Below are 20055 nucleotides of genomic sequence, written 5' to 3' on the forward strand. Positions count from 1 at the left end.
TCAGTGGCCTCCGAGTTCGCGGTTCGCACGGCGGACGTTCCACACCATGATCGGCGTCACCGCGAGCATGATGATGAGGGCGATGACGGCGCTTCGGCCGGAATCGCCACCGCCGCGGAACAGCCAGTTGAACATCAGATTGGCGAGCACCATCGAATCCCACTGACCGTTCGTCATTGTGAGAACAATGTCGAAAACCTTGAGGACGAGGATGGTGATCGTGGTCCACACCACGGCGATCGTGCCCCAGACTTGCGGCACCATGATGCGCCAGAAGATCTGCCAGCCGTTGGCGCCGTCGATCACAGCGGCCTCGATGGTTTCTTCGGGAATGCCGCGAAGGGCGGCAGAGAGAATGACCATCGCAAAGCCGGTCTGGATCCAGATGAGGATCACCATCAGGAAGAAATTGTTCCAGAAGGGAACGGAGATCCAGACTTGCGGCGAGCCGCCGAAGAGCTGGACGATGGCGTTGAGAAGGCCGATCTGGACGTCGTTGCCGCCGCGGTATTCATAGATGAATTTCCAGATGACCGACGCGCCGACGAAGGAGATCGCCATCGGCATGAAGACGATGCTCTTTGCAATATTCCCCCACCAGATGCGATCGGTCATGACTGCGATGACGAGGCCGAAGAACGTGCAGGCGGCCGGAACGACGGCGAGCCAGAGGATGTTGTTGAAGATCGATTGGCGGAATTCGCGGTCATTGTACGCCCACTGATAGTTGGCAAAGCCTACGAAGTTCGAGCCTGAGCGATCGTAGAACGACAGGATGAGCGTCGCGATGACCGGGTAGACGAGATAGACAATCAGCAGAAACAACGCCGGCCCGATAAACAGCCAGGGGCGAATCATGCCCCGGCGGTTCAGGTTGCGCGCAGCCGAGTGGATGTCGCCGTCCTTGACCGGTAGCGCCAGATCGAGAAGCTTGTTCGAGAAATAGAAATAGGCGGAGCAGGCAAACACCGCCACGATCACAACGCCCAACGCGGAAACTATCTGCGACAGCATTCGTCCCTCCCCCTGCTACTTGTCGACCCTGAAAGGCTGGCGCCGGTTACCGTCAACGTCTTTGTTGCGCTGATCAAATTGTCCGGCGCTGTCCGGTCCCCATGCTTCCGGCCACCCATGCCAAATGCCGCGGGTTGCCCCGCGGCACCGGCTCACGACGGTTACTTGATGGCGTCCCAAGCGGCCTGGATTTCCTTACCGGTATCTTCCGCCGACTTGCCGCCGACAAAATCGACCATGCCGGTCCAGAACGCACCCGCCCCGATCTTGCCAGGCATCAGGTCCGAACCGTCGAAACGGAAGGTCGTAGCTGTCGTCAGGATCTCGCCTTCCCTCTTCATCTGATCATTGGCATAGGCTGCCGTGCTCACCCCCTTGTACGGCGTCAGGAAGCTCGACTGCGCCATCCAGACCTCATGTGCGATCGGCGTCTTCAGGAAGTCGACGAAGGCGCGCGCCGCCTTGGAGTCCTTGGTGATGGTCACGAGCGTACCTGCGCCGAGAACCGGCTTGCCGAGATCCGCATGCGCCGCGTAGGTCGGCAGGTAGAAGAAGTCGACGTCCTGGCCGAGCTTCGTGCCTTCCGGGAAGAAGGAGGGGATGAACGAAGCCTGGCGGTGCATGTAGCACTTCGGCGGAACGGCGAAGAGGCCCTTCGGGCTGTCGCGGAAATCGGTTGCCGCCACCGCGGCAACGCCGCCATCGACATACTTCTCATTCTTGGCGAACGAGCCGAATTCCTCGATCGCAGCAACAACGGCGGGATCGGTGAACTTCACCTCGTTGGTGGTCCACTTATCGTAAACCTCTGGCTTCTGCTGGCGCAGCATGATGTCTTCGATCCAGTCGGTCGCCGGCCAGCCGGTGGCGCCGCCCGAGCCCAGACCGATGCACCACGGAACGCCGCCGTCCTTGACGATCTGATCCGACAGGGCATGCAGCTCTTCCATGGTGGTCGGGATCTTGTAGCCCGCTTCCTTGAAGTTCTCCGGCACATACCAGACGAGCGACTTCAGGTCGGCCTTGTAAGGGAAGGCATAGAAGGCTTCCTTGCCATCCTTGCCCTTGTAGGTGCCGTAACCGACCCAGCTATCGCCGGCGCCGTAGTTATCCTTCACCCATTTGGAGTTCTCGTCGCCGAGCGGCGTCAGGAAGCCCTTGCTGGCCAGATCGGCCAGAAGACCGGGCTGCGGCAGAATGGCAACGTTCGGCGGAGAGCCCGCCTGCGTATCGATGACGATCTGCTGTTCGTAGTTTTCGGATGACGAGTAAGTGGCGTCAACGCCGGTCGCTTCCGTGAAATAGGCAAGAATGCTGCGGAAAAAGGCTTCGTCCTCGCCGCGCCACGGTCCGAAGATCGTCAGCGGCTGGCCTTTCAGGTCGGCGTGAGCGGCCTTGAAATCGTCGTAGCTCTTCCAGTTGAACTTCGCGTCCTCGCCCGGAGCGAATTTCAGGTCGGCAGCGGAAGCCGCTCCGGCAAAAAGCGCAGCCGCGGCGACGCCCATCAAAAGGATCTTCTTCATGTGATCAACCTCCCATCACAATCGCAATCACGCTTTCGCCCTCCTCAGGAATTCTCAAAGCGCTTTGACACATCACGCATTTCAACTCCCGGCAGAAAAGAGTCAAGTGATTTCGAAAATAAGCAAAATGAAGTGTCTAAGTTGTAGAATGCAAGCGCGCCTCACGGGAATATGGAGCGATTTTTCTTGAGTCAAGCGCCGCAGCTGGTACATAATTTAAAGCGCTTTGGGAGCACGGGGGATGCGCCCAAAGCCTTTAGAGAGGAATCATAACACGTGAATCTCAAACAGCTATCGGAATTGCTCGGTCTTTCGCAGACGACCGTCAGCCGCGCGCTCAACGGCTACCCCGAAGTCAATGAGGCGACCCGCGAGCGCGTCCTTCGCGCCGTCAAGGAAACCGGGTACCGGCCGAACAAGGCCGCGCAACGCCTTGCGACCGGCAAGGCGGGCTCGATCGGGCTGGTGATGCCGACCGCCCCCGGTCATCAATCAGACGTGCACTTCGGCGAATTCCTGGCCGGGCTTGGCGAGGAATCCGTAAGGCATGACTTCCATTTCGTCATCATGCCAGCGCATCCGGATGACGAAGTGGCGGCCCTTCGCCGCCTTGCGATAAGCGGCAACGTCGACGCCCTCTTCATAGCTTATATGCGTGGCCATGACCCGCGGCTCGTGATGCTGAAATCGCTGTCGATGCCCTTCATCGTCCATGGTCGATCGTTCGGCTCGGAGCCGGACTACCCCTATCTCGATATCGACAACGAGGCGGCTTTCTACGATGCGGCGAAACTGCTCCTGCAGCTCGGCCATAGGCACTTCGCGCTGATGAACGGCCCCGCGCATCTCGATTTCGCGATCCGGCGCAAGAATGGCGTGGTCACAGCACTTGGCGAGCGCGGACTGGAGCTTTCCGAAAACCGCACGAGCCACACGCCGATGACGGACGAGGAAGGTCTCATCGCCATGGAGCGCTTCCTGCAGCTTCCGGAGAGACCGACGGCCATTCTCTGCTCGAGTACGGTGCTTGCCCTCGGGGCGATCCAGGCCATCAATCAGGCTGGTCTCAAGCTCGGCGAGGATATTTCGCTGATCGCGCATGACGACGTGCTGCCGCTGCTGAAGCCGGAAAATTTCTCCGTGCCGCTAACGACCACTCGTTCGTCGCTGCGCGCAGCGGGCGCGCGCATCGCCCAGCGGCTCATCGGCACCGTCACGCAGTCCGGTCCTTTCCCCGAGCATGAACTTTGGAAGGCAGAGCTGATCGTCAGGGCCTCGACCGGCCCTGCCCCGGGCTAAACATCAGAATATCGGCGGCGTCTGGCGTGCCGAGCGATACGCGGCAATGACCGTATTGGCCATCAGCATGGCGATGGTCATCGGGCCGACCCCGCCTGGGACGGGCGTGATCACCCCAGCAACCTTTTCCACCTCGGCGAAGGCGACGTCGCCGACGAGCCGCGTCTTTCCGTCACCCTTTTCCGGAGCTGCAACGCGGTTGATGCCGACGTCGATGACCGTGGCGCCGGGTTTCACCCAATCGGCCCTGACCATCTCCGGACGACCGACGGCGGCGACCAGGATATCGGCATTGCGGCAGACCGCAGGCAGGTCCTTGGTGCGCGAGTGGGCGATCGTCACGGTCGCATTGGCATTGAGCAGCAGCTGCGCCATCGGCTTGCCGAAGAGGTTCGAGCGGCCGATGACGACGGCATTCAGGCCTGACAGGTCCTCGCCGTGCACGCGACGGACGAAGACCATCGCGCCAGCCGGCGTGCAGGAGACAAGACCGGTGGCCAGATCGCCGGTCGCGAGCTTTCCGGCATTGACGACATGAAGGCCGTCGACGTCCTTTTCCGGCAGGATCGATTGAATAATCGGTTCGCTGTTCAAAGGCTTCGGCAGCGGCAGCTGCACGAGAATGCCGTGGATCGACGGATCGGCGTTAAGAGAAGAGACGAGCGCCGCAAGATCTTCCTGCGTCGTCTCCGCCGGCAAGGTGTGCTGAACGGATTTGAAGCCGCTTTCCTTCGCCATCTTGCTCTTCGAATTGACGTAGGCGTGGCTTGCCGGATCGTCGCCAACGATTACGACTGCAAGACCGGCTTTGACGCCGCTCTGCTTTTCAAGTGCGGCGGTCGCCATCTTCACGGTTTCGATTACGGAACCGGCCACCTGCTTGCCATCGATCACTGTCGCCACGCGATTCTCCTGCCATGCCATGGCGCCAAGCTAGGCGTTCATGCGCCGTGCTGATTGCCTCAGAACGCCCTATCCTGCCTAAAAACGGCAAATGCAAGAGCAATGATGCCGCATCGCAAGATCAACGGCGGCCCGGACCGTAGGATTGTAGCCTGTCGCGCAGGCTCTCGAGCTGGTCGCGCAACTGCTCAAGTTCGTCGACCTGCGGCTCCGGTGGTTCCGCAGGCGTTGGCGCTATCGTCTCAGGCAAGGGTGCGGGACGTTTTCGCAGGCGGCGAAAAGCAACCATACCCGCAAGGCCAAGCGCCAATCCGATCGCGGCACCAATCGCTGATCGAAGCGGTAGCGTGCTGCCTGAAGAGACAACGGTGGTGTGCATCGGCTTGACAACGGCAACCGGTGGAACAATGGAAGCGGTCGCCGTGACGGCATTCTCCATCCGCGATTTTGCCGCTTCCGCCTTGTCGTGCAGTTCGGTGAGCTTGGCGAGATCGACACCCGTATCGCGGCTCTGGGCAATCAGTGCGTTGCGCCGATCGTTCAGCGGCTTTCGGGCGTCCGTAGCAGTCTTGAGGCTGACATTGGCGTCCTGGGCCTGTCGGGCAAGTTCCTTCGCGACCTTCTCCTTGATGCCATCGACGACTGCCTGCTGCCCAAGAAGGCGGGGATGGCGCGGGCCGAGGTCGCTCGCAAGCTGAGAAAGAGTGGCCTTCTCTGTAACGAATTTGTCGCGCTCGGCCTGCAGCGCCGGCGAAATGGTTTCAGCTGGGAGCGAACCATTCAGGACATCGTCTGCTTTGGCTCTCTTCAGGCGATCAGCCTGCTCCTTTGCCAGTGCGATCCGTTGTTCGGCAATCTTGAGATCGGCATCGAGTTGATTGATGCGCTGCTGAAGGTCGGCCGCCACCTTGACGTTGCCTTCGCCGCTCCTGGCGGTGAAGGCGCCCAGTTCCGCCTGCGCATCGTCATAGGCTTTGCGGAGCCCGGTGCGCTCTTGCGCCGACGCGGAATTGCCGCCGGAGGTCAGCATGTTCGACAGCCAGACGGCGACGCGCGAAGACTTGGCGCCATCGGCCGTCGTCACTTTCAGGTGCACGCTTCCCGAAGCCGCGTCGGCATCGGCCTCGATCATTCCTCCAAGCGTCTTTTCCGCGCGGGAGGCCGCATCGGCAGCGGCGCCGCTGCCGGAGAGAAGGTCGAACGCGACGCCGATGGCGTTTGACGGCCCGCCGGTAAATTCGTGGTCGCGATCAAGTTTCAGCGCCCCGACCGCAGCGGATATGGTGCTGGCGGAGAGCAGGCGCCGCACGGCCGCGGCGGTCATCGCTGGGCGCTCGGCACTGTCCGCCTGAATGCGAAATGCCGTCTCCGCCGCATAACGCGCCGGTTCTGTCGGCATCAACAGCGGAATGCCCGCCCCGATCATGACCGCAACTGCGATTGCGGCGAGCGGCTTTGCCACGCTGCCGCGACGCTCCGGAGGCCTTCCGATATCTGCATCGTCGATCTCGCCGTGAACGGCAGGCGGCGCCAGTGGCTTGGGCGGCTCTTCCTGCGAGCGGACATCGTTGGCAGCTTGCAGCCGGGTTCCGAGAATCGTCTCGATGCGGTCGACGAGCGGAGGTTCGGGAGGCACGCTACGCTGCAGGCGCTGCTCTTCAAGCGCCTTGCCGATCACTCTCAACAGTTCGGCCTCGGAAGGACGAATGGGTAGCGCTTCGACGCGCGCCGCTGTCGATCGTCTCCTGTCAGTGCTGCTTCTTAATCTGCTGTCGTACATGACGCCATATCTCGTGCACGCAAACCGAACTGCCTTGCCGCGTGAAGCGGATGATTAAGGCACTCTAAATATTTACGGCAAAGAAATGGTTAACTCGGAAGGCAAGAAGCAACCTCAGCTTGCCAGGTCGTTTCGCCTCTGCGGAACAGGAAGTGCAACGCTGCGCTCCTCCGAATGGCTAAGGATGCGGTCGCGGCGGCTGAAGCGGTATTGCATCACATGAAGCAGGAAGACCGGAATGCCGAGCACATAGCGCCGCCAGAGCCGGCCTGGCTCCTGCAGCAGGCGGTAGGCCCATTCCAGCCGCATCGCACGAACGGTCTGCGGAGCACGGGGAACGGTCCCTGAAACGAAATCGAAGAGCGCGCCGACGGTCAGGACGAGCCGCGCGTGATCGGCACGAACGTGACGGTGCGTCCACTTCTCCTGCAACGGCGTCCCCATGCCGATGATGAGAATGTCGCACTTCTGGCGGTTGAGCTCGTCGATAAGCTCCCGCGGGTCGTCCTTGTCGAAATAGCCGTCCGAAATGACGATGAATTCGTGCCAGGGCGCATGCTGGCGAAACTTTGCAGCCGCCTTTTCAACAACCTCGCGCCTGCCGCCGATAAGGCCGACACGGCGCCGGTTTTCCATAAAGGTCAACAGCGCAGGAACGAAATCCGTGCCATTGAGATTGGCCGGAAATGGCGCGCCATGCGCAATCTTCGAAGCGATATTCAGACCGACGCCATCGGGCAGAACGAGATTCTGCAGGAGGATATTCCGGTATTCGCCATCGCGTAGCGTCATCAGCATGTTGTGAGCATTGGCAAAGGCAATGACGGTCTGGCCGACGGGAAGCGAGGCAAGCTCGTTGATGAAGACGAGTGCGTCATCCCATCCGAGATCGCATACCGGCACGTCGAAGATCGTGCGGCGTGATGCAAGAACCGCGAAATTCGCGATCAGGTTCATTCCAACCTCCAGCAGGGGCTTCATGCGCCCAGCATTGCGGAAAACATCAGACACATTCCGCGCCGGCAGGTTTGGTAAACCGGCAGCGCCGGCCGCGTGCAGCATCCGTAGTTCCGAATGCCGCTCCAAGGCTGTAAGGCGAGCTATAGCAGGATGATTTCAAACAACTCTTAGAAAAGTCGTTCGAATTCCGAGGGTGCTCTCAAGGTTCTGTTAAGCTTGCGGGGCAAAGCAAAGCGGCCTCAATGTGCCCTTGATGCTCACCGGCTATCGCTCCGGCTGCACCCTCTCGATCCCGGGAATGCCGCCAGCCTGCTCTACGAGGAAGTCGACCAGTAGCCGGACCCGGGCAATGCCCGCCCGTTCTGGGACAATCAGCATGCTAAGTGGAGTGCTAGGAAGCGAATACTCGGGCAGGATCGCTTCCAGCCGGCCGACCGCCAGGAGATCATCAACAAGCCATCGATGAGCGGGTGCAATGCCGCGTCCGGCGATAAGGGCCTCGCGCGCCGCAAGCCCATGGTCTACCCGAAAGCGCCCTCCGAATGGCACGACATGGCGCTCGTCGTTTGGCCCCTTCAAGGCGAGCGTGTCGCTGCCCGCCACATTCGACATGCGGATGCCTTCGTGGGCGGACAGATCCTGTGGAGCGACCGGCCTGCCCCGCGCCGCCAGATAGGCCGGTGCTGCGACAAGCAAACGCCGCGACTGACCAAGCGCCCGCAGCTTCATGGAGCTGTCGGTGAGCGGGCCTAGCCGAAGGGCAATATCGACGCCCTCCCGCACGAGGTCGACGCGCTCATCGGTGAGACTGAGGTCGATCCCGATGTCGGGATAGCGGTCTTGAAACGCGAAGATCCGCCGGCTGACATGCAGGACTCCGAAAGCCGCGGTGCAAGATATCCGGATCATGCCCGCCGGCGCGCCGCGCTTGCCTCGCGCCTCATCACCGGCCTGCTCCACGAGGCGCAGGATCTGGACGCCGTTGGCATAGTAGCGGCTGCCTTCATCGGTGAGCGTCACACGCCGGGTGGTTCTGCTGAGCAAAGGCACGCCAACGGCTTCCTCGAGCTCCCGCAAGTGCCGCGTGACGGTCGACTGACCGACGCCGAACTCGCGCGCAACCGCCGATAGGCTGCCGCGTTCGGCAACGCGGACGAAGGTTCGCATGCGCTCCAAGGTGACGTCTGAATTATCCATTATTCGGCATAATCTTATGCATTAGCTACATCTAGTGGATGATTTGTGCGGTGTCTACCTTCGGGCAAGTTCTCACGTCACAGGATCACGACCATGAAAGTTCTGCATGTCTTTGCTCATCCCGAACCACGCTCGCTCAACGGCGCGCTGCGCGACGTCGCCATCGCGGAACTCGAGGCCCAAGGCCACGACGTGCGCGTATCCGACCTCTATGCGGAGGACTGGAAGTCCGAGATCGACCGTGCCGACTTTCCCTCGCTGGCGTCCGACACGCGGTTCATACCAGTCGAGGCATCGAAGAAAGCCTTCGAAACGGGCGGGTTGACCGAAGACGTCAAGACCGAGATCGACAAGGTTCTGTGGGCCGATGCCCTAATCCTCCAGTTTCCGCTCTGGTGGTTCAGCATGCCGGCAATCCTCAAAGGCTGGGTCGAGCGGGTCTATGCCTATGGATTCGCCTATGGCGTCGGCGAGCACAGCGACAAGCGATGGGGCGACCGCTACGGTGAAGGAACACTGGCCGGCAAGCGGGCTATGTTGATCGTGACTGTCGGCGGCTGGGAAGAGCATTACTCCGCCCGCGGGGTCAACGGACCGATCGACGACCTGTTGTTCCCGATCAATCACGGAATTCTCTATTATCCGGGCTATGAGGTGCTTCCGCCCTTCGTGGCCTACAGGGTCGATCGCCTCGATGGGGCGGGCTTCGAGCTCGCAGCTGAACGCCTGCGCGCGAGGATGCGCACGCTGGAGAACACTCCGCCCATCCCCTACCGGCTGCAGAATGGCGGAGACTATCTGATCCCCAGCATGCAGCTCCGCCCGGAGCTGGAGGAGCCGGATGCGACCGGCTTCGCGCTCCACCTGAACGGCACAAGCGAAGCCGGCTAGATTAGTGGGCGGCAGCGGCGGCTGCTGCAGCAGGCGACGGCGCATCGATGATTTTGATCGGGTTGCCCGTTTTCTGCTGCTGGCCGGAAGCGTTTGCTTTCACCTCTTCCTTCGAGAGGTACTCAAGCTGCTCCAGGATAACCTCGGACACGTAATCGCCCCCGAGCTTTTCGTTCATGTCTTTCTTGATCGCGTCTCGGAAGGCCTGCGGATCGAAGGATTTCAGCTTGCTGATATCGACCATCTTGTTGCCCATAAGCAGCGTGAACAACTCGTCCGTGGTCATTTCGGTCAGCGGCAGGGTCACGCCTTTTACTGTATCCTTGTTCATCATGTACGACACGCGGCCTAGAAAATAACCGGTTACCGCGCCGTTTCCGATGATCGGAACGGTGATCGTCTCGCCCTTAACAAGCTCAAGCTGGCTCTCTTTCGAACTGTCGACCGGCGCCGCCGGTGCTGTGGCCATCTTCACCGAAAAATAGACCGAAGCCAGCGTGATGGCGCAGACCCAGATGCCTGTAAGAACGAGCTTCACCATCAGGCATCACGCGCGACGAACTGTTCCTGGGAATAGGTGCCGTCAGCGTCAGCGTCCTGAACCGCATTCTTCAGAAGATCCGCCACTGCACGAACGGCTTCGAGATGCGCCTCGACGCGCCGGGCATTGAGCGTCAGCTTCTTCTTCAGCCCATGAAGCTGTTCGAGATGCGAGGCGGCAAGCTCGGCCGGATCGGTATCGCGAAAGAGCATGGAAAGCTCATAAAGGCAGCGGCTCTTGTGGGCATTCGAGACCTTGAGATCGAACTGGGGATCGCTGCCGATCCGAGAGTTCTCGTTGTCGATGATCATTTCCAGCCGGCCAAGGACCGATTTGATCCTGAATTCGTTCGAGATTATTTCCATTTTTATCCTCGGTTATGCTTCTTTGGCCGCCTTGGCTTCCGCCGTGGGGGTGCCGAATGTCTTACGCTGGAATTCGTCGATCATGCTGAAGGCAACCTTGCGGTCATCCTGATCCGCCGACGCATTGACGATCGCGCCTTCCTTCTTGCGAAGCGCGTCGTGATACATCTCCTTGGCAATGCCGATGCCATCGCCCTGGGAAATGACGTTGCCGAGCTGCTCGGCCATCATGCCTTTCCAGATATCGCCGGTAGCGCCCTTCCCGTAAACCTGTTCGCTATCGCTGGGCAGCATGTTCTTGATGAAGTTCTGCAGGACCATCGCCTCGAACTTCCGGTAGGTTTCCGGAATCTCTTCGGCCTTGGTCCGGTTCTTGACGTCACCGAGCCCGGTCTTCTGAGTGGGGCTCTCAACCACATCGAGCTTGGAAGAAAAGCCGTTGCCATTCTCGGCAAGGCTCGTTGCCTGGAAAGCGGCGCGGGTCGCTTTCAATCTCTCCTGGGCTGCCTGCACCTCTGTCGGGTCGGCAGCTTTGACAACGTCCAGCACCAGATCACTTGGAGGTGATATAGCCAATGTTGCAATCCTCTAAATTACGTTGTGAGGATTATGGTTTTTGAAGCTTGCTGGAGGCTGGCGTCGCGAATTTCTGATCGATGATGTCGTAGACCGCGTTGTCGTCCGCCTCGCGGCGTTCCTCCTCAAGAGCGCCCTTCATGCTCTCCTCCAGCCGGTCGCCTTTGGCCCTCTCCTGCTGCAGGCGCATCTCGTGCAGCTGTTCCATGCCGGTCAGTTGCTTGTCCTTGGTACTCAACCGTTCGAATCGATCAGCGTAATTTTGGGAAAAGGCGCGATGAATCGGATCCATGGAGCCGAGGGCCGTGACGACAGCGTCAATCGACCGGCTAACCTCGGCACGCTGGCGATTCGTTTCTGCAAGGTCGTACTCGGCCATCTGTTCGAGATGCCGCTGAACGGCGACCAGCCGCTTCAATTTCTCGGAACGGGTCTTCTCCGCCATGCCGGCTACCTACCGACAAACACGCTTGGGAACGATTGCGCGTATTGGCCAATCAAAGCGGCAACCGACACGTAGAAGAGGAACAAACCGCCAAGCAGCATGTAAGGGGTCGAGATAAAGTAAACCGGAATCTGCGGCGCCAGCTTGTTGATGAAGCCGATCGAGACGTTGAACATCATGTTGTAGATGAGAAACGGGCTCGCGAGCCGCAACATGATATAAGTCGTCGATTCCAGCGTATCGGTCAGCGAAATCAGATTGGCCCGCATGTCGGCACTGCCGCCAAAGGGCATGGTCGTGTAGGAGTCAATCAGCGCCCGGAACACAGTATGATGGAAGTCCATCATGAAGAGAATCATCATTCCCGCGAAGGTGATGAAACCGGAAAGGCTCGTTTCCGGCGAATCTTCGATGATATCCATCCCGCCCGGGGACGAGTATCCGAGCATCATGGCGATAATGCTGGCCGCGAACTGAAAGCCCAACGTGTAAAGACGTGCCAGCAGGCCATACATGACGCCGATCAGCGATTCGCTGAAGATAAGCCCGATATAGGTTGCTCCCGGATTGCTGACTGCCGGGTAAACGGTGTTCCAAAGAACCGGCAGCACGGCGATCGACAAGCCGCCCGCAACAAAGACCCTTAGCAATCCAGGCACCCGCGCCGAGGAAAAGCCCGGCATCGCGAGGACACAGCCGCCGATCCGGCAGAAAACCAGAAAGACCGCCAGAACTGTCCCTTGCGGGTCGGTTATCATGAAATCGAGCCCAAAATCTTTATCTCGATACCTTTGGCCAGTTCGACATGCGAGAGAACCGGAAGTGTGGCGAACAAGCGTTCGACGATCATGCGCACATAGGAGCGTGTTTCCGGTGACGTGACAAGGGCGAAAGGCAGACCGCGGTCCATGAATTCACGGATAACCCTCGTCGCCTGTTCGCTGAACTCCTCGAGACTGCGCGGGTCGATGTCGAATTCGATGACGTCGCCTTTATTGTCGCGCTTGAGCGCCTGGTGAAAGATCATGTCCCATTTGCTGCCGAGCCGCAGCACGCGAAGCACGCCATTGTCCGCCAGGTCGCCGCAAAGCTGCTGTGCCATGCGGACGCGCACATGCTCGACGATCTGTTCGGTCTTGCGGACATGCGGCGCGAGCTCGGCTACGGCTTCGAGGATCAGGTGCAGGTTGCGGATCGAGACGCGCTCGGCAAGCAACAGCTTGAGCACGGCCTGCAGGCCCGAATAGGACATATGCGAGGTGCAGATTTCGTCGGCGAGCTTCTTGTATTCCGGGTCGAGGCGGTCGATCAGTACCTTGACGTCCTTGTAGGACAGAAGCTGCGGCAGGTTGTTGCGGATGACCTCGCTCATGTGGGTAAGGACGACCGAGACGTTGTCGATCGGCTGGAAACCTTCGCGCTTCAGATCCTCGGTGAAGGCCTCAAGAATGGAAACCGAGGGCATGCCGAATGCCGGTTCGCGGATTTCGTCCCCCGGAATGCGCGGCTTGCGACCGGAACCGGTGACGACCAGCACTTCGCCGACGCGCAGCTCGTTCGATGCCACTGTCGTGCCATGGATACGGATCTGGTAAGACTTCTCGGGAATGGTGATGTCATCGGTGACCTTGATCTCCGGAACGACGAAGCCGTACTGGGTCGCAAACTTTTTGCGCATCTTGCCAACACGGAAGGCGAGTTCCTGATGCGCGCCGAGGAGGCGCGTCGAAACCATCTTGCCGAGCGCAAGTTCGACTTCCGACGTCCGCAGCACCGATTTGACGGAGTCCTTTTCCAGCTCCTTGCTTTGGACGACCTTCTTCTCCTCCTGCTCGCGGCGGGCTTTGTTCTCCGCTTCGATCTGCCGTGGAATGAACCATGCACCGAATGCCATCAGGCCGCCGAGCAACATGAAAGGAATTGTTGGCAGACCGGGCATCAAGCCCAGGACCGCCATCAGCACGGCGGAGACGGAAAGCGCACGCGGATAGCCGCTCAGCTGATTGACGACGGCTTGATCGGTCGAGCCGACGGTGCCGCCGCGCGAAACGAGAAGGCCGGCCGCCAGCGAAACGATAAGGGCCGGCATCTGGGAGACCAGACCGTCACCGACCGAAAGCTTGACGAAAACGTCTGCGGCTTGGGAGATCGGCATACCGTGCCGGAAATAGCCGATGATGATGCCGCCGAAGACATTGATGGAGGTGATGAGGAGACCGGCGACCGCGTCGCCCCGAACGAACTTGGACGCACCGTCCATGGCCCCGAAGAAGGAACTTTCCTCTTCCAGTTCCTTACGGCGGCGCTGGGCCTCCTTTTCGTCGATGATGCCTGCCGAAAGATCGGCGTCGATCGACATCTGCTTACCGGGAATCGCATCCAGGGTGAAGCGCGCGCCCACTTCCGCGATACGCGTCGCGCCCTTGGTGATGACGATGAAATTGATGGTGATCAGGATCAGGAACACGATCAGACCGATCACGAAGTCACCCGACATGACCAGGCTTGCAAAGCCCGCGATCACGCCGCCGGCCGCATCATGGCCCTCGTTGCCGTGCGAAAGGATCACACGCGTCGTCGCAATATTCAGCGCCAATCGCGTCATGGTCGCGATCAGCAGAATGGTCGGGAAAGACGAGAATTCGAGAGGCTTCTGAATCCAGAGTGCAACCATCAGGATCAGAACGGAAAAAGCGATCGAAAAGGCCAGCCCCAGGTCGATCAAGAAAGGCGGAATCGGCAGGAAGAGTATGCAGATGATGACGACGATGCCGAGGGCAAAGCCGATATCGCGCATGTTCGGAGCAGATTTCGGAAGGGGTAGTGCAGGTGGTTGCGCCATTTCGATTCCGTCTCTTCATGAGAGGAGGCAGGTACAGTCCTGCCCAGTTCCGGATCGAGAGTTAACTGGCGAAGCTTGCGCGAAGGTGGCTCAGAAGCCTGTCTGGATGCGCGAAAAAACCATATCGGTGAAAATGGAAATCTGCGAGCCGACGAAATGTGCCGATAAGCCTATGGTAACGAAAACCGCCACGATCTTCGGAACGAAGGTAAGCGTCGCTTCCTGAACCTGCGTCAGCGCCTGAATCAACGCGATGATGAGGCCGACGACCATGGCCGCGCCAACCGCGGGGCCCGCCGAGATGAGAACGGTCCAGATGGCCGCCTGGAAAATATCGAGCGCGTCGGCTTCATTCATCGTCTGGCAACCTCATATTGCCGTTGGAAAGCAGCCAGCGTCAGCTGGACTGCGTCTCATTCGAAGTACCGGTACCGCCAGTTTCGCCAGCACCATCGGTTTCGCCAGCACCATCGGTTTCGCCAGCACCATCGGTTTCGTTATCGCCGCTCGATACTGGGGCCGAATCAGCAATGGTGACGCCGGCCTGGACCAAAATCTTACCGCCATCCTTCGTCGTTGCAATGATGCCGTCGGAATAAACCTTGACCGAAGAGATGACGCCTTTGACGCTGCCGTCGGCGCTTTCCATATACTTGCCGATGTAGCTGCCGGCCTGAGTGAGGCTCGAGCTGGCAAGCAGCGTGTCGAGCTTGCTGTTCGTCTGGATCGTCTGCTCGACCTGCGAGAAGCTTGCAAGCTGCGCCATCTGCTCACTGGCATCTACCGGGTCCGTGGGATCCTGGTTCTTCATCTGCGCGACGAGCAGTTGCAGAAAATTGTCGTAGTTGAGCGTGGCTTTCTGCTGCGCAGCCTGTGTGCCGTCCGAGGTGGTCGAAGAGCCTACCCCGCTAACGCCGTCTACCGCCATGGCGCAATCTCCTTGCGAATCTGCTCGACCATCGTCGGATGCATTTCCTGGTTGTTCAGAATGCCGTCCTCTATCGGATAGAGGCTGCGGATAGCCTTCAGGGCATCGAATGCACGGCCGGTCGAGACGAGACCGTCGATGCGCTTCAATTCGGCCAGAACCTCTTCGTTCCTGAAGCAGGTCAGCAGCATGGTGATCGACTTGCGGAACATCGCCGTCGACTGCTCCTTGCCTTCCGGATTGATCAGGATCATCTGGGCGATGAAGTAGAGCTGACGCAGCGGCGTCGTGGCCTCTTCCGGCTGGAGAACATGGTTTTCAAGAAGGAACGTCACATCATTCAGGAATTCCAGTGCGACCTTTCGATCAACGCGCAAAACTGCGCCGTTGATGAAGATCTTCTCCCCAGCTTTAAGCGAAATACGAAGTGTACTTTTCATTTAAGTCCATCCCTGATGATGGTGGTAACGTCAATAACGCCTTGGTAGTTACTTGATTGGCGCCGCCGAATCTTGTCGCATTCCTTCAAGATCCAGATTGCAATCGAAATCAGATTGGCCCGCAATTCGATTTCGAGCTGATTGTCGGGATGCTTGAGATCTTCGATAAAGCTCACCCAAACACGCCGGGTATAGAACAGTGCTTCAACGGCTTCCTGGGTGTATTTTTCCTTGTCGCGCGCCACCTTGAGCATTTCTATTGACCGATCGAGAACTTGCCGTTCCCGCTCCTTCGCATCGGTCACCGAGTCTTGCATAACCTCGGAATAAGAGAACTGATACATTCATGCATCCTTCTTTGGATTACGCGCCTTTGATCATCAAAGGTAATTTACAAGGCTCAGTTGCTGTATTTTCGATACGATCGTGTAGGCCGCTTCCAGCTGTGTCTGCAAAGACTTGACGAGGGTGGAGGCCTCCGCCGGGTCTACACCCTGAAGATCAACGACCTTGTTGTTGATGATGGAGGCCTGCGCATCGAGAGCATCGTTCGCCTTCGTGACGCGCTCCTCCGAGAGACCGAGCTGGCTTTGTTGCGCGACGAGACCCGCGGTCGACTGCGCTGCATAGCCGATCGCCCGGTCGGAGACGGCGTCCATGGCATCGGAACCAAGGCCCTGATCGATCAGCGCGTTCGTCATCACCGTAGCCATCGCGAGATAACGCATGCCGTCGGAATTAGCATTGGTGGACGACGTGATGACTTCCGAGTTGCTGATGCGGCTCGTCATGTTCTGGTTCGATGCCTGGGACCAGCCGGTCACCGGATCCGTCCAGCTCGCCACGCTGAACATCGGCTCGACCGTGTTGGTCATGAAGGTATTCATTTCAGCCGCCGACAGATCACTGACCCCCTTGCCCAACCCGGTCGCATAGCTGTTCAAATCAGCGACGATCTGCGCCTCTACGGCCGCACTGCGATCCGTCAGCGGCGGAACGTCTGTATTGACGCCGGAGAACAGGTATTCACCGCCGGAAATCATGTTTCCGGTGTCCATCAGCTGCGCAAATGCTGAGGTGGCGGACTGGAGAGTAACAGCAATGGAGGTCGCTGTCTGGCTTCCCTTGAGCGCTGTCAGATTGCCAACAAGAGTGTCGCTGGCCTTCTGCATCTCGGCCAAGCCGCTCTGGGACATTTCAAGACGAAGCGCGACGGTCGAATTGCTGTCCTTGAAGGACGAAATGCGATCGAGTTCGCGCGTATAGTTTATGCTTTTAGCCGAATCGATGCCGAGCGATAAGCCGATGTCGGCGTAGGTTCCCGTTGTGGCTTCGATTGAGGCCTGGACCATCTGGTTCTGCGACTGACGGATCGTCAGGCGCATGGCATTCTGAATGGCTGAACTAGAAATGAAAGAGCTCTTCATGGCTTAACTCGCTATATCCAGCAATGACTTCAGCATCTCATCCACGGCGTTGAGAATCTTCGTCCCTGCTTTGTAGGATTGCTCGATGTCGAGAAGCAGCGTCAGTTCCTCGTCAAGATTGACGCCCGTCTCGTTGGAATAAGCCTCATCCGATCGGGAAAGCGCTGCTGCAGTATTTTCCGCCGCACCGCTTGCGTCGCTGCGGTATTGTTCCAGCCAGCCGATGGAGTTCGATGCGAAGTCCATGATGCTGACATTCGAATCGAGACCGGTCGCCGAATTGAAGCCGGTGACGCCTGCGCCGGGATCGAAGTCCATCTTGGCGCCCATAGCGTTGTAGAGCTTGTCGAGCTGTGTCGCGTAGCCGCCATTCTTGTTGGGGGCGGGGTTTTGATCGAACGCGGCGCCATTGATCGCGCCATCGCGCAGTTTCATCGGGTCGCCGCCGAGTGATGTCACCACCGCCGGATTGACCTTGATGCTGCCTGCAATTCCATCGATGACGGCACCGGCGGTTGGTGTGTCGCCCGCAGTGCCGTCCGGCTGCGTCCATGTAAAAAGACCTGGCAGCGTGCTGGTTCCGGCCGTATTCGTCTCCGAAAAGAGGCTGACGAGACCCTTGGCGACTTCATCGAGCTGCGACTGGAATGTCGGCGCGACTTCGTCGCGAAGCTGGAGAAGCGCCGTGAGGCTGCCGCTTGCGGACGTCGTTCCACCCTTTCCAGGGACCAACGCCACGCCGTCAATGTAAACCGCGTTTCCGACTGTGCTTGTGTCGTAGGTGCTTTGGCCCTGGAACGTGACGGAGCGCGGGACGGTATCGAAAAGCACGACGCCGTCCGGCGTGTAGAGCGCCATATCGTTGCCGTTGCGCGTGACGGCGTTGACGCCAACAATATTGGAAATCTGCTTCAGGAGGCGGTCGCGTTCATCAAGCGCCGTTGAAGGATCGGCATTCGTGTTGACGGCATTCTTGACCGCGTTGTTCGCGGTTTCAAACTGGGAGAGAAGCGTGTTGAGCTGGTCAACTGAGTTGCTGATCGACTTGTCCGCACTCGCACGGACCTGCTGGACAGCGTCCGTCGAATTGTTCAGCGAGTTCGCGAGGTCCTGCGCCGCGGTGATCGCGCCCTGAGCGGCAATCGCGTTGTTCGGCGTAGTCCGGAACGCGGAGAGCGCATTCCGGAAATTCGCCAAATATGTGGTAGGGGCGGTTTCGTAGTCATTGCCACCGACAATGGATTTCAGGTCCTCGAGACCGTTCAGGAGCGTCTGCTGCGCACTGTCTTTTGAATTGGCATTCACAAACTGGCGAAGGAGGGCATCCTCCTTCGCGCGGTCAATCTTGACGACCTGAGCCCCGTTCAGCGATGTGCTGATTAACGCCTGCCGACGCACGTAATCCTTATTGCCGGCATTGGCGATATTGTTCGATACGACGCTGCTCTGAGTGCCCGTCGTATTGAATATGCTTTGAGCCGTATTAAGTGCGGAAGTGAGCGACATGGCTTGGTCGTTACCTTACTTATCTCTTGAGGTTGACGAGGACGTCCATGATGTCCGCGCCCGTCTGGAAGACCTTCGAATTGGCCGTGTAGCTACGCTGCGACTCGATCATTTCCGTCAGTTCGCCAGCGAGGTCGACATTCGAGCCTTCAAGGGCACCGGACTGGATGGACCCGAGACCGTTCGTCTGCGGGAAACCGGTAACGGTGACGCCCGAACGTCCATTTGCCTGGTACACGTTGCCGCTGAGGAGGGTCAGTTCGTCGGGACTTGCGACGGTCGCAAGAGGAATGCGGTAGATGGGCCTCGGATCGCCTTCGTCATAGTTGGCATAAACGGTGCCGTCCTTGTCGATTGTGACGCCGGTTACCTCGCTCGCCGGCTGCCCATTCGGCGTGCCGGTGCCGCTGTTGGATGCAGCCTTTTGCGTGAACTGCGAGAGGTCCATGTCGATGTTCAGGTTGCTGATGTTATCAACGAGCGGGAGATTGCTCGTGATAGTGCCGGCATCCGGATCGGTTGCGTCCGTTATGAGGTTGCCCTTCGTATCGAAAACCATAGTGCCTGAGCCGACGAGTGCGTCACCAGGGGCAGCAGGCGGAGCGGCCGAATAGGGGAACGGGCTGCTGCCGGTGGCGGCGGCGTCGTGTCTATAGACGGCGACGTCCCACTCGCCAGAGGTGGTGCCCGTCGCACCCGCGCTCTTGGTAAAATAGAGATCGTACTGAACCTTCGCGCCGAGTTTGTCATAGACAACCATCGACGTTTTGAAGGTGTTCGCCTTGCCTGTGGAGTCAACACCCGGATCCTGGTTTGCACTTGGCAGGTCAGCCACGGGGACGACCGGCATATCGGAGTCGAGGTTGCCCTTGAAGTTTGCTGCCGTCGATTCAATGGCGGTCAGACCGGACTGGTTGACATTGATCGGAAGGAGACCATCGAAGCCGTTGACGACGACCGCCGGCGGGCCGGAGGTGTAGGGATAACCCATGAGCGTAAAGCCGGCAGCATTCACCAGATTGCCGTTCTTGTCCGGGCTAAAATCGCCAGCTCGGGTCAGCACCGGAATGCCGTCCGGGCTCTGCACGATGAAGAAGCCGTCGCCAGAGATCGCCAGATCGGTACCCGACGTGGTGTAGGTCATATCACCCTGGGCGCTGACCGACTGACGTACCGACGTCTGCACGCCGCCCGAATTGTAGTTGCCCGCAGTCGACGGCAGAACCAGCGAAGAAAAGGAGGTCGAAACCGCCTTGTAGCCGGTCGTGTTCGCGTTCGCGATATTGTCGGAGACGGTGCTCAGGCGGTTTGCCTGTGCATTCATGCCCGACACGGCCGTCTTCATGCTCCCGAAAATACTCATCTGAAAACCTCGTTTTCCTTGATAGCCTGGAGAGTATTTGGCGGGCCTTGCGTGA

20 protein-coding genes and 1 pseudogene are annotated in these 20055 nt (G+C 59.1%); 2 read left to right on the forward strand and 19 right to left on the reverse strand.

Annotated elements, in window-relative coordinates:
* Complete coding sequence (locus ACPYOI_RS11845; RefSeq protein ID WP_481415073.1) at window positions 1-1014, reverse strand: carbohydrate ABC transporter permease; 1014 nt, start codon at window positions 1012-1014, stop codon at window positions 1-3.
* 161 nt (window positions 1015-1175) lie between these two features.
* The gene (locus tag ACPYOI_RS11850; protein ID WP_481415074.1) at window positions 1176-2537 is read right to left on the reverse strand and encodes an ABC transporter substrate-binding protein; all 1362 of its coding nucleotides are present in this window, start codon (window positions 2535-2537) and stop codon (window positions 1176-1178) included.
* Between the two features lie 276 nt (window positions 2538-2813).
* Here ACPYOI_RS11850 and ACPYOI_RS11855 point away from each other — a divergent pair, with 276 nt between their 5' ends.
* Entirely contained in the window at window positions 2814-3836 is a 1023-nt protein-coding gene (locus tag ACPYOI_RS11855; protein ID WP_481415075.1) for a LacI family DNA-binding transcriptional regulator, read from the forward strand.
* 3 nt (window positions 3837-3839) lie between these two features.
* Here ACPYOI_RS11855 and folD read toward each other — a convergent pair whose 3' ends face one another.
* The 4 genes from folD to ACPYOI_RS11875 form a co-directional block, all read right to left on the reverse strand.
* Window positions 3840-4739, reverse strand: a complete 900-nt coding sequence (folD, locus tag ACPYOI_RS11860) for a bifunctional methylenetetrahydrofolate dehydrogenase/methenyltetrahydrofolate cyclohydrolase FolD (RefSeq protein WP_481415076.1) — start codon at window positions 4737-4739, stop codon at window positions 3840-3842.
* A 121-nt stretch (window positions 4740-4860) separates the two neighbouring features.
* On the reverse strand, window positions 4861-6519 hold the full coding sequence (locus ACPYOI_RS11865; RefSeq protein ID WP_481415077.1) for a GumC domain-containing protein: 1659 nt from the start codon (window positions 6517-6519) through the stop codon (window positions 4861-4863).
* Window positions 6520-6633: 114 nt separating this feature from the next.
* Window positions 6634-7476 (reverse strand): WecB/TagA/CpsF family glycosyltransferase, encoded by an 843-nt coding sequence (locus ACPYOI_RS11870; RefSeq protein WP_481415078.1) that lies wholly within the window; start codon window positions 7474-7476, stop codon window positions 6634-6636.
* A gap of 267 nt (window positions 7477-7743) precedes the next feature.
* Window positions 7744-8676 (reverse strand): LysR family transcriptional regulator, encoded by a 933-nt coding sequence (locus ACPYOI_RS11875; RefSeq protein WP_481415079.1) that lies wholly within the window; start codon window positions 8674-8676, stop codon window positions 7744-7746.
* Between the two features lie 93 nt (window positions 8677-8769).
* On the opposite strand from ACPYOI_RS11875, the gene ACPYOI_RS11880 reads away from it, so the two are divergent.
* The gene (locus ACPYOI_RS11880; RefSeq protein ID WP_481415080.1) at window positions 8770-9567 is read left to right on the forward strand and encodes an NAD(P)H-dependent oxidoreductase; all 798 of its coding nucleotides are present in this window, start codon (window positions 8770-8772) and stop codon (window positions 9565-9567) included.
* Window position 9568: 1 nt separating this feature from the next.
* Here ACPYOI_RS11880 and ACPYOI_RS11885 read toward each other — a convergent pair whose 3' ends face one another.
* The 13 genes and pseudogenes from ACPYOI_RS11885 to ACPYOI_RS11945 all read right to left on the reverse strand — a co-directional run bounded on the left by ACPYOI_RS11885 (window position 9569) and on the right by ACPYOI_RS11945 (window position 20000).
* Window positions 9569-10108, reverse strand: a complete 540-nt coding sequence (locus tag ACPYOI_RS11885) for a hypothetical protein (protein ID WP_481415081.1) — start codon at window positions 10106-10108, stop codon at window positions 9569-9571.
* A complete protein-coding gene (locus tag ACPYOI_RS11890; protein WP_481422894.1) occupies window positions 10108-10473 on the reverse strand; it encodes a hypothetical protein in 366 nt (121 codons plus the stop codon). Before ACPYOI_RS11890 ends, ACPYOI_RS11885 begins: the two co-directional genes overlap by 1 nt.
* A gap of 12 nt (window positions 10474-10485) precedes the next feature.
* Window positions 10486-11049 carry a rod-binding protein gene (locus ACPYOI_RS11895; protein ID WP_168828424.1) on the reverse strand — a complete coding sequence of 188 codons (564 nt, stop codon included), beginning with the start codon at window positions 11047-11049 and terminating at the stop codon, window positions 10486-10488.
* 31 nt (window positions 11050-11080) lie between these two features.
* Window positions 11081-11494: a hypothetical protein gene (locus ACPYOI_RS11900; RefSeq protein WP_481415082.1), complete on the reverse strand. Its 414-nt coding sequence runs from the start codon at window positions 11492-11494 to the stop codon at window positions 11081-11083.
* A 5-nt stretch (window positions 11495-11499) separates the two neighbouring features.
* Window positions 11500-12252, reverse strand: a complete 753-nt coding sequence (locus ACPYOI_RS11905; protein ID WP_481415083.1) for a flagellar biosynthetic protein FliR — start codon at window positions 12250-12252, stop codon at window positions 11500-11502.
* The gene (flhA, locus tag ACPYOI_RS11910) at window positions 12249-14336 is read right to left on the reverse strand and encodes a flagellar biosynthesis protein FlhA (protein WP_168828421.1); all 2088 of its coding nucleotides are present in this window, start codon (window positions 14334-14336) and stop codon (window positions 12249-12251) included. Before flhA ends, ACPYOI_RS11905 begins: the two co-directional genes overlap by 4 nt.
* Before the next feature lie 90 nt (window positions 14337-14426).
* Window positions 14427-14693 carry a flagellar biosynthesis protein FliQ gene (gene fliQ, locus ACPYOI_RS11915; protein WP_168828420.1) on the reverse strand — a complete coding sequence of 89 codons (267 nt, stop codon included), beginning with the start codon at window positions 14691-14693 and terminating at the stop codon, window positions 14427-14429.
* Window positions 14694-14841: 148 nt separating this feature from the next.
* A pseudogene (flgD, locus tag ACPYOI_RS11920) lies at window positions 14842-15264 on the reverse strand (flagellar hook assembly protein FlgD); the annotation flags it as partial.
* Complete coding sequence (gene flbT / locus ACPYOI_RS11925; protein ID WP_168828418.1) at window positions 15255-15704, reverse strand: flagellar biosynthesis repressor FlbT; 450 nt, start codon at window positions 15702-15704, stop codon at window positions 15255-15257. The gene flbT and the pseudogene flgD, both read right to left, overlap by 10 nt.
* Window positions 15701-16048 (reverse strand): flagellar biosynthesis regulator FlaF, encoded by a 348-nt coding sequence (gene flaF / locus ACPYOI_RS11930; protein WP_168828417.1) that lies wholly within the window; start codon window positions 16046-16048, stop codon window positions 15701-15703. Before flaF ends, flbT begins: the two co-directional genes overlap by 4 nt.
* 36 nt (window positions 16049-16084) lie before the next feature.
* Window positions 16085-17131: a flagellar hook-associated family protein gene (locus ACPYOI_RS11935; protein ID WP_481415084.1), complete on the reverse strand. Its 1047-nt coding sequence runs from the start codon at window positions 17129-17131 to the stop codon at window positions 16085-16087.
* A gap of 3 nt (window positions 17132-17134) precedes the next feature.
* Complete coding sequence (flgK, locus tag ACPYOI_RS11940) at window positions 17135-18637, reverse strand: flagellar hook-associated protein FlgK (RefSeq protein WP_481415085.1); 1503 nt, start codon at window positions 18635-18637, stop codon at window positions 17135-17137.
* 19 nt (window positions 18638-18656) lie between these two features.
* On the reverse strand, window positions 18657-20000 hold the full coding sequence (locus ACPYOI_RS11945) for a flagellar hook protein FlgE (RefSeq protein WP_481415086.1): 1344 nt from the start codon (window positions 19998-20000) through the stop codon (window positions 18657-18659).
* Window positions 20001-20055 lie beyond the last annotated feature (55 nt).

This window comes from Rhizobium sp. SVR5-2C, assembly GCF_056755115.1.

Bases quoted from the DNA above. Each gene is read 5' to 3' on its own strand.
- ACPYOI_RS11845 (WP_481415073.1), bottom strand. From the start codon at position 1,014: ATGCTGTCGCAGATAGTTTCCGCGTTGGGCGTTGTGATCGTGGCGGTG.
- ACPYOI_RS11850 (WP_481415074.1), bottom strand. From the start codon at position 2,537: ATGAAGAAGATCCTTTTGATGGGCGTCGCCGCGGCTGCGCTTTTTGCC.
- ACPYOI_RS11865 (WP_481415077.1), bottom strand. From the start codon at position 6,519: ATGTACGACAGCAGATTAAGAAGCAGCACTGACAGGAGACGATCGACA.
- ACPYOI_RS11870 (WP_481415078.1), bottom strand. From the start codon at position 7,476: ATGAACCTGATCGCGAATTTCGCGGTTCTTGCATCACGCCGCACGATC.
- ACPYOI_RS11875 (WP_481415079.1), bottom strand. From the start codon at position 8,676: ATGGATAATTCAGACGTCACCTTGGAGCGCATGCGAACCTTCGTCCGC.
- ACPYOI_RS11880 (WP_481415080.1), top strand. From the start codon at position 8,770: ATGAAAGTTCTGCATGTCTTTGCTCATCCCGAACCACGCTCGCTCAAC.
- ACPYOI_RS11885 (WP_481415081.1), bottom strand. From the start codon at position 10,108: ATGGTGAAGCTCGTTCTTACAGGCATCTGGGTCTGCGCCATCACGCTG.
- ACPYOI_RS11890 (WP_481422894.1), bottom strand. From the start codon at position 10,473: ATGGAAATAATCTCGAACGAATTCAGGATCAAATCGGTCCTTGGCCGG.
- ACPYOI_RS11900 (WP_481415082.1), bottom strand. From the start codon at position 11,494: ATGGCGGAGAAGACCCGTTCCGAGAAATTGAAGCGGCTGGTCGCCGTT.
- ACPYOI_RS11905 (WP_481415083.1), bottom strand. From the start codon at position 12,252: ATGATAACCGACCCGCAAGGGACAGTTCTGGCGGTCTTTCTGGTTTTC.
- flhA (WP_168828421.1), bottom strand. From the start codon at position 14,336: ATGGCGCAACCACCTGCACTACCCCTTCCGAAATCTGCTCCGAACATG.
- fliQ (WP_168828420.1), bottom strand. From the start codon at position 14,693: ATGAATGAAGCCGACGCGCTCGATATTTTCCAGGCGGCCATCTGGACC.
- flbT (WP_168828418.1), bottom strand. From the start codon at position 15,704: ATGAAAAGTACACTTCGTATTTCGCTTAAAGCTGGGGAGAAGATCTTC.
- flaF (WP_168828417.1), bottom strand. From the start codon at position 16,048: ATGTATCAGTTCTCTTATTCCGAGGTTATGCAAGACTCGGTGACCGAT.
- ACPYOI_RS11935 (WP_481415084.1), bottom strand. From the start codon at position 17,131: ATGAAGAGCTCTTTCATTTCTAGTTCAGCCATTCAGAATGCCATGCGC.
- flgK (WP_481415085.1), bottom strand. From the start codon at position 18,637: ATGTCGCTCACTTCCGCACTTAATACGGCTCAAAGCATATTCAATACG.
- ACPYOI_RS11945 (WP_481415086.1), bottom strand. From the start codon at position 20,000: ATGAGTATTTTCGGGAGCATGAAGACGGCCGTGTCGGGCATGAATGCA.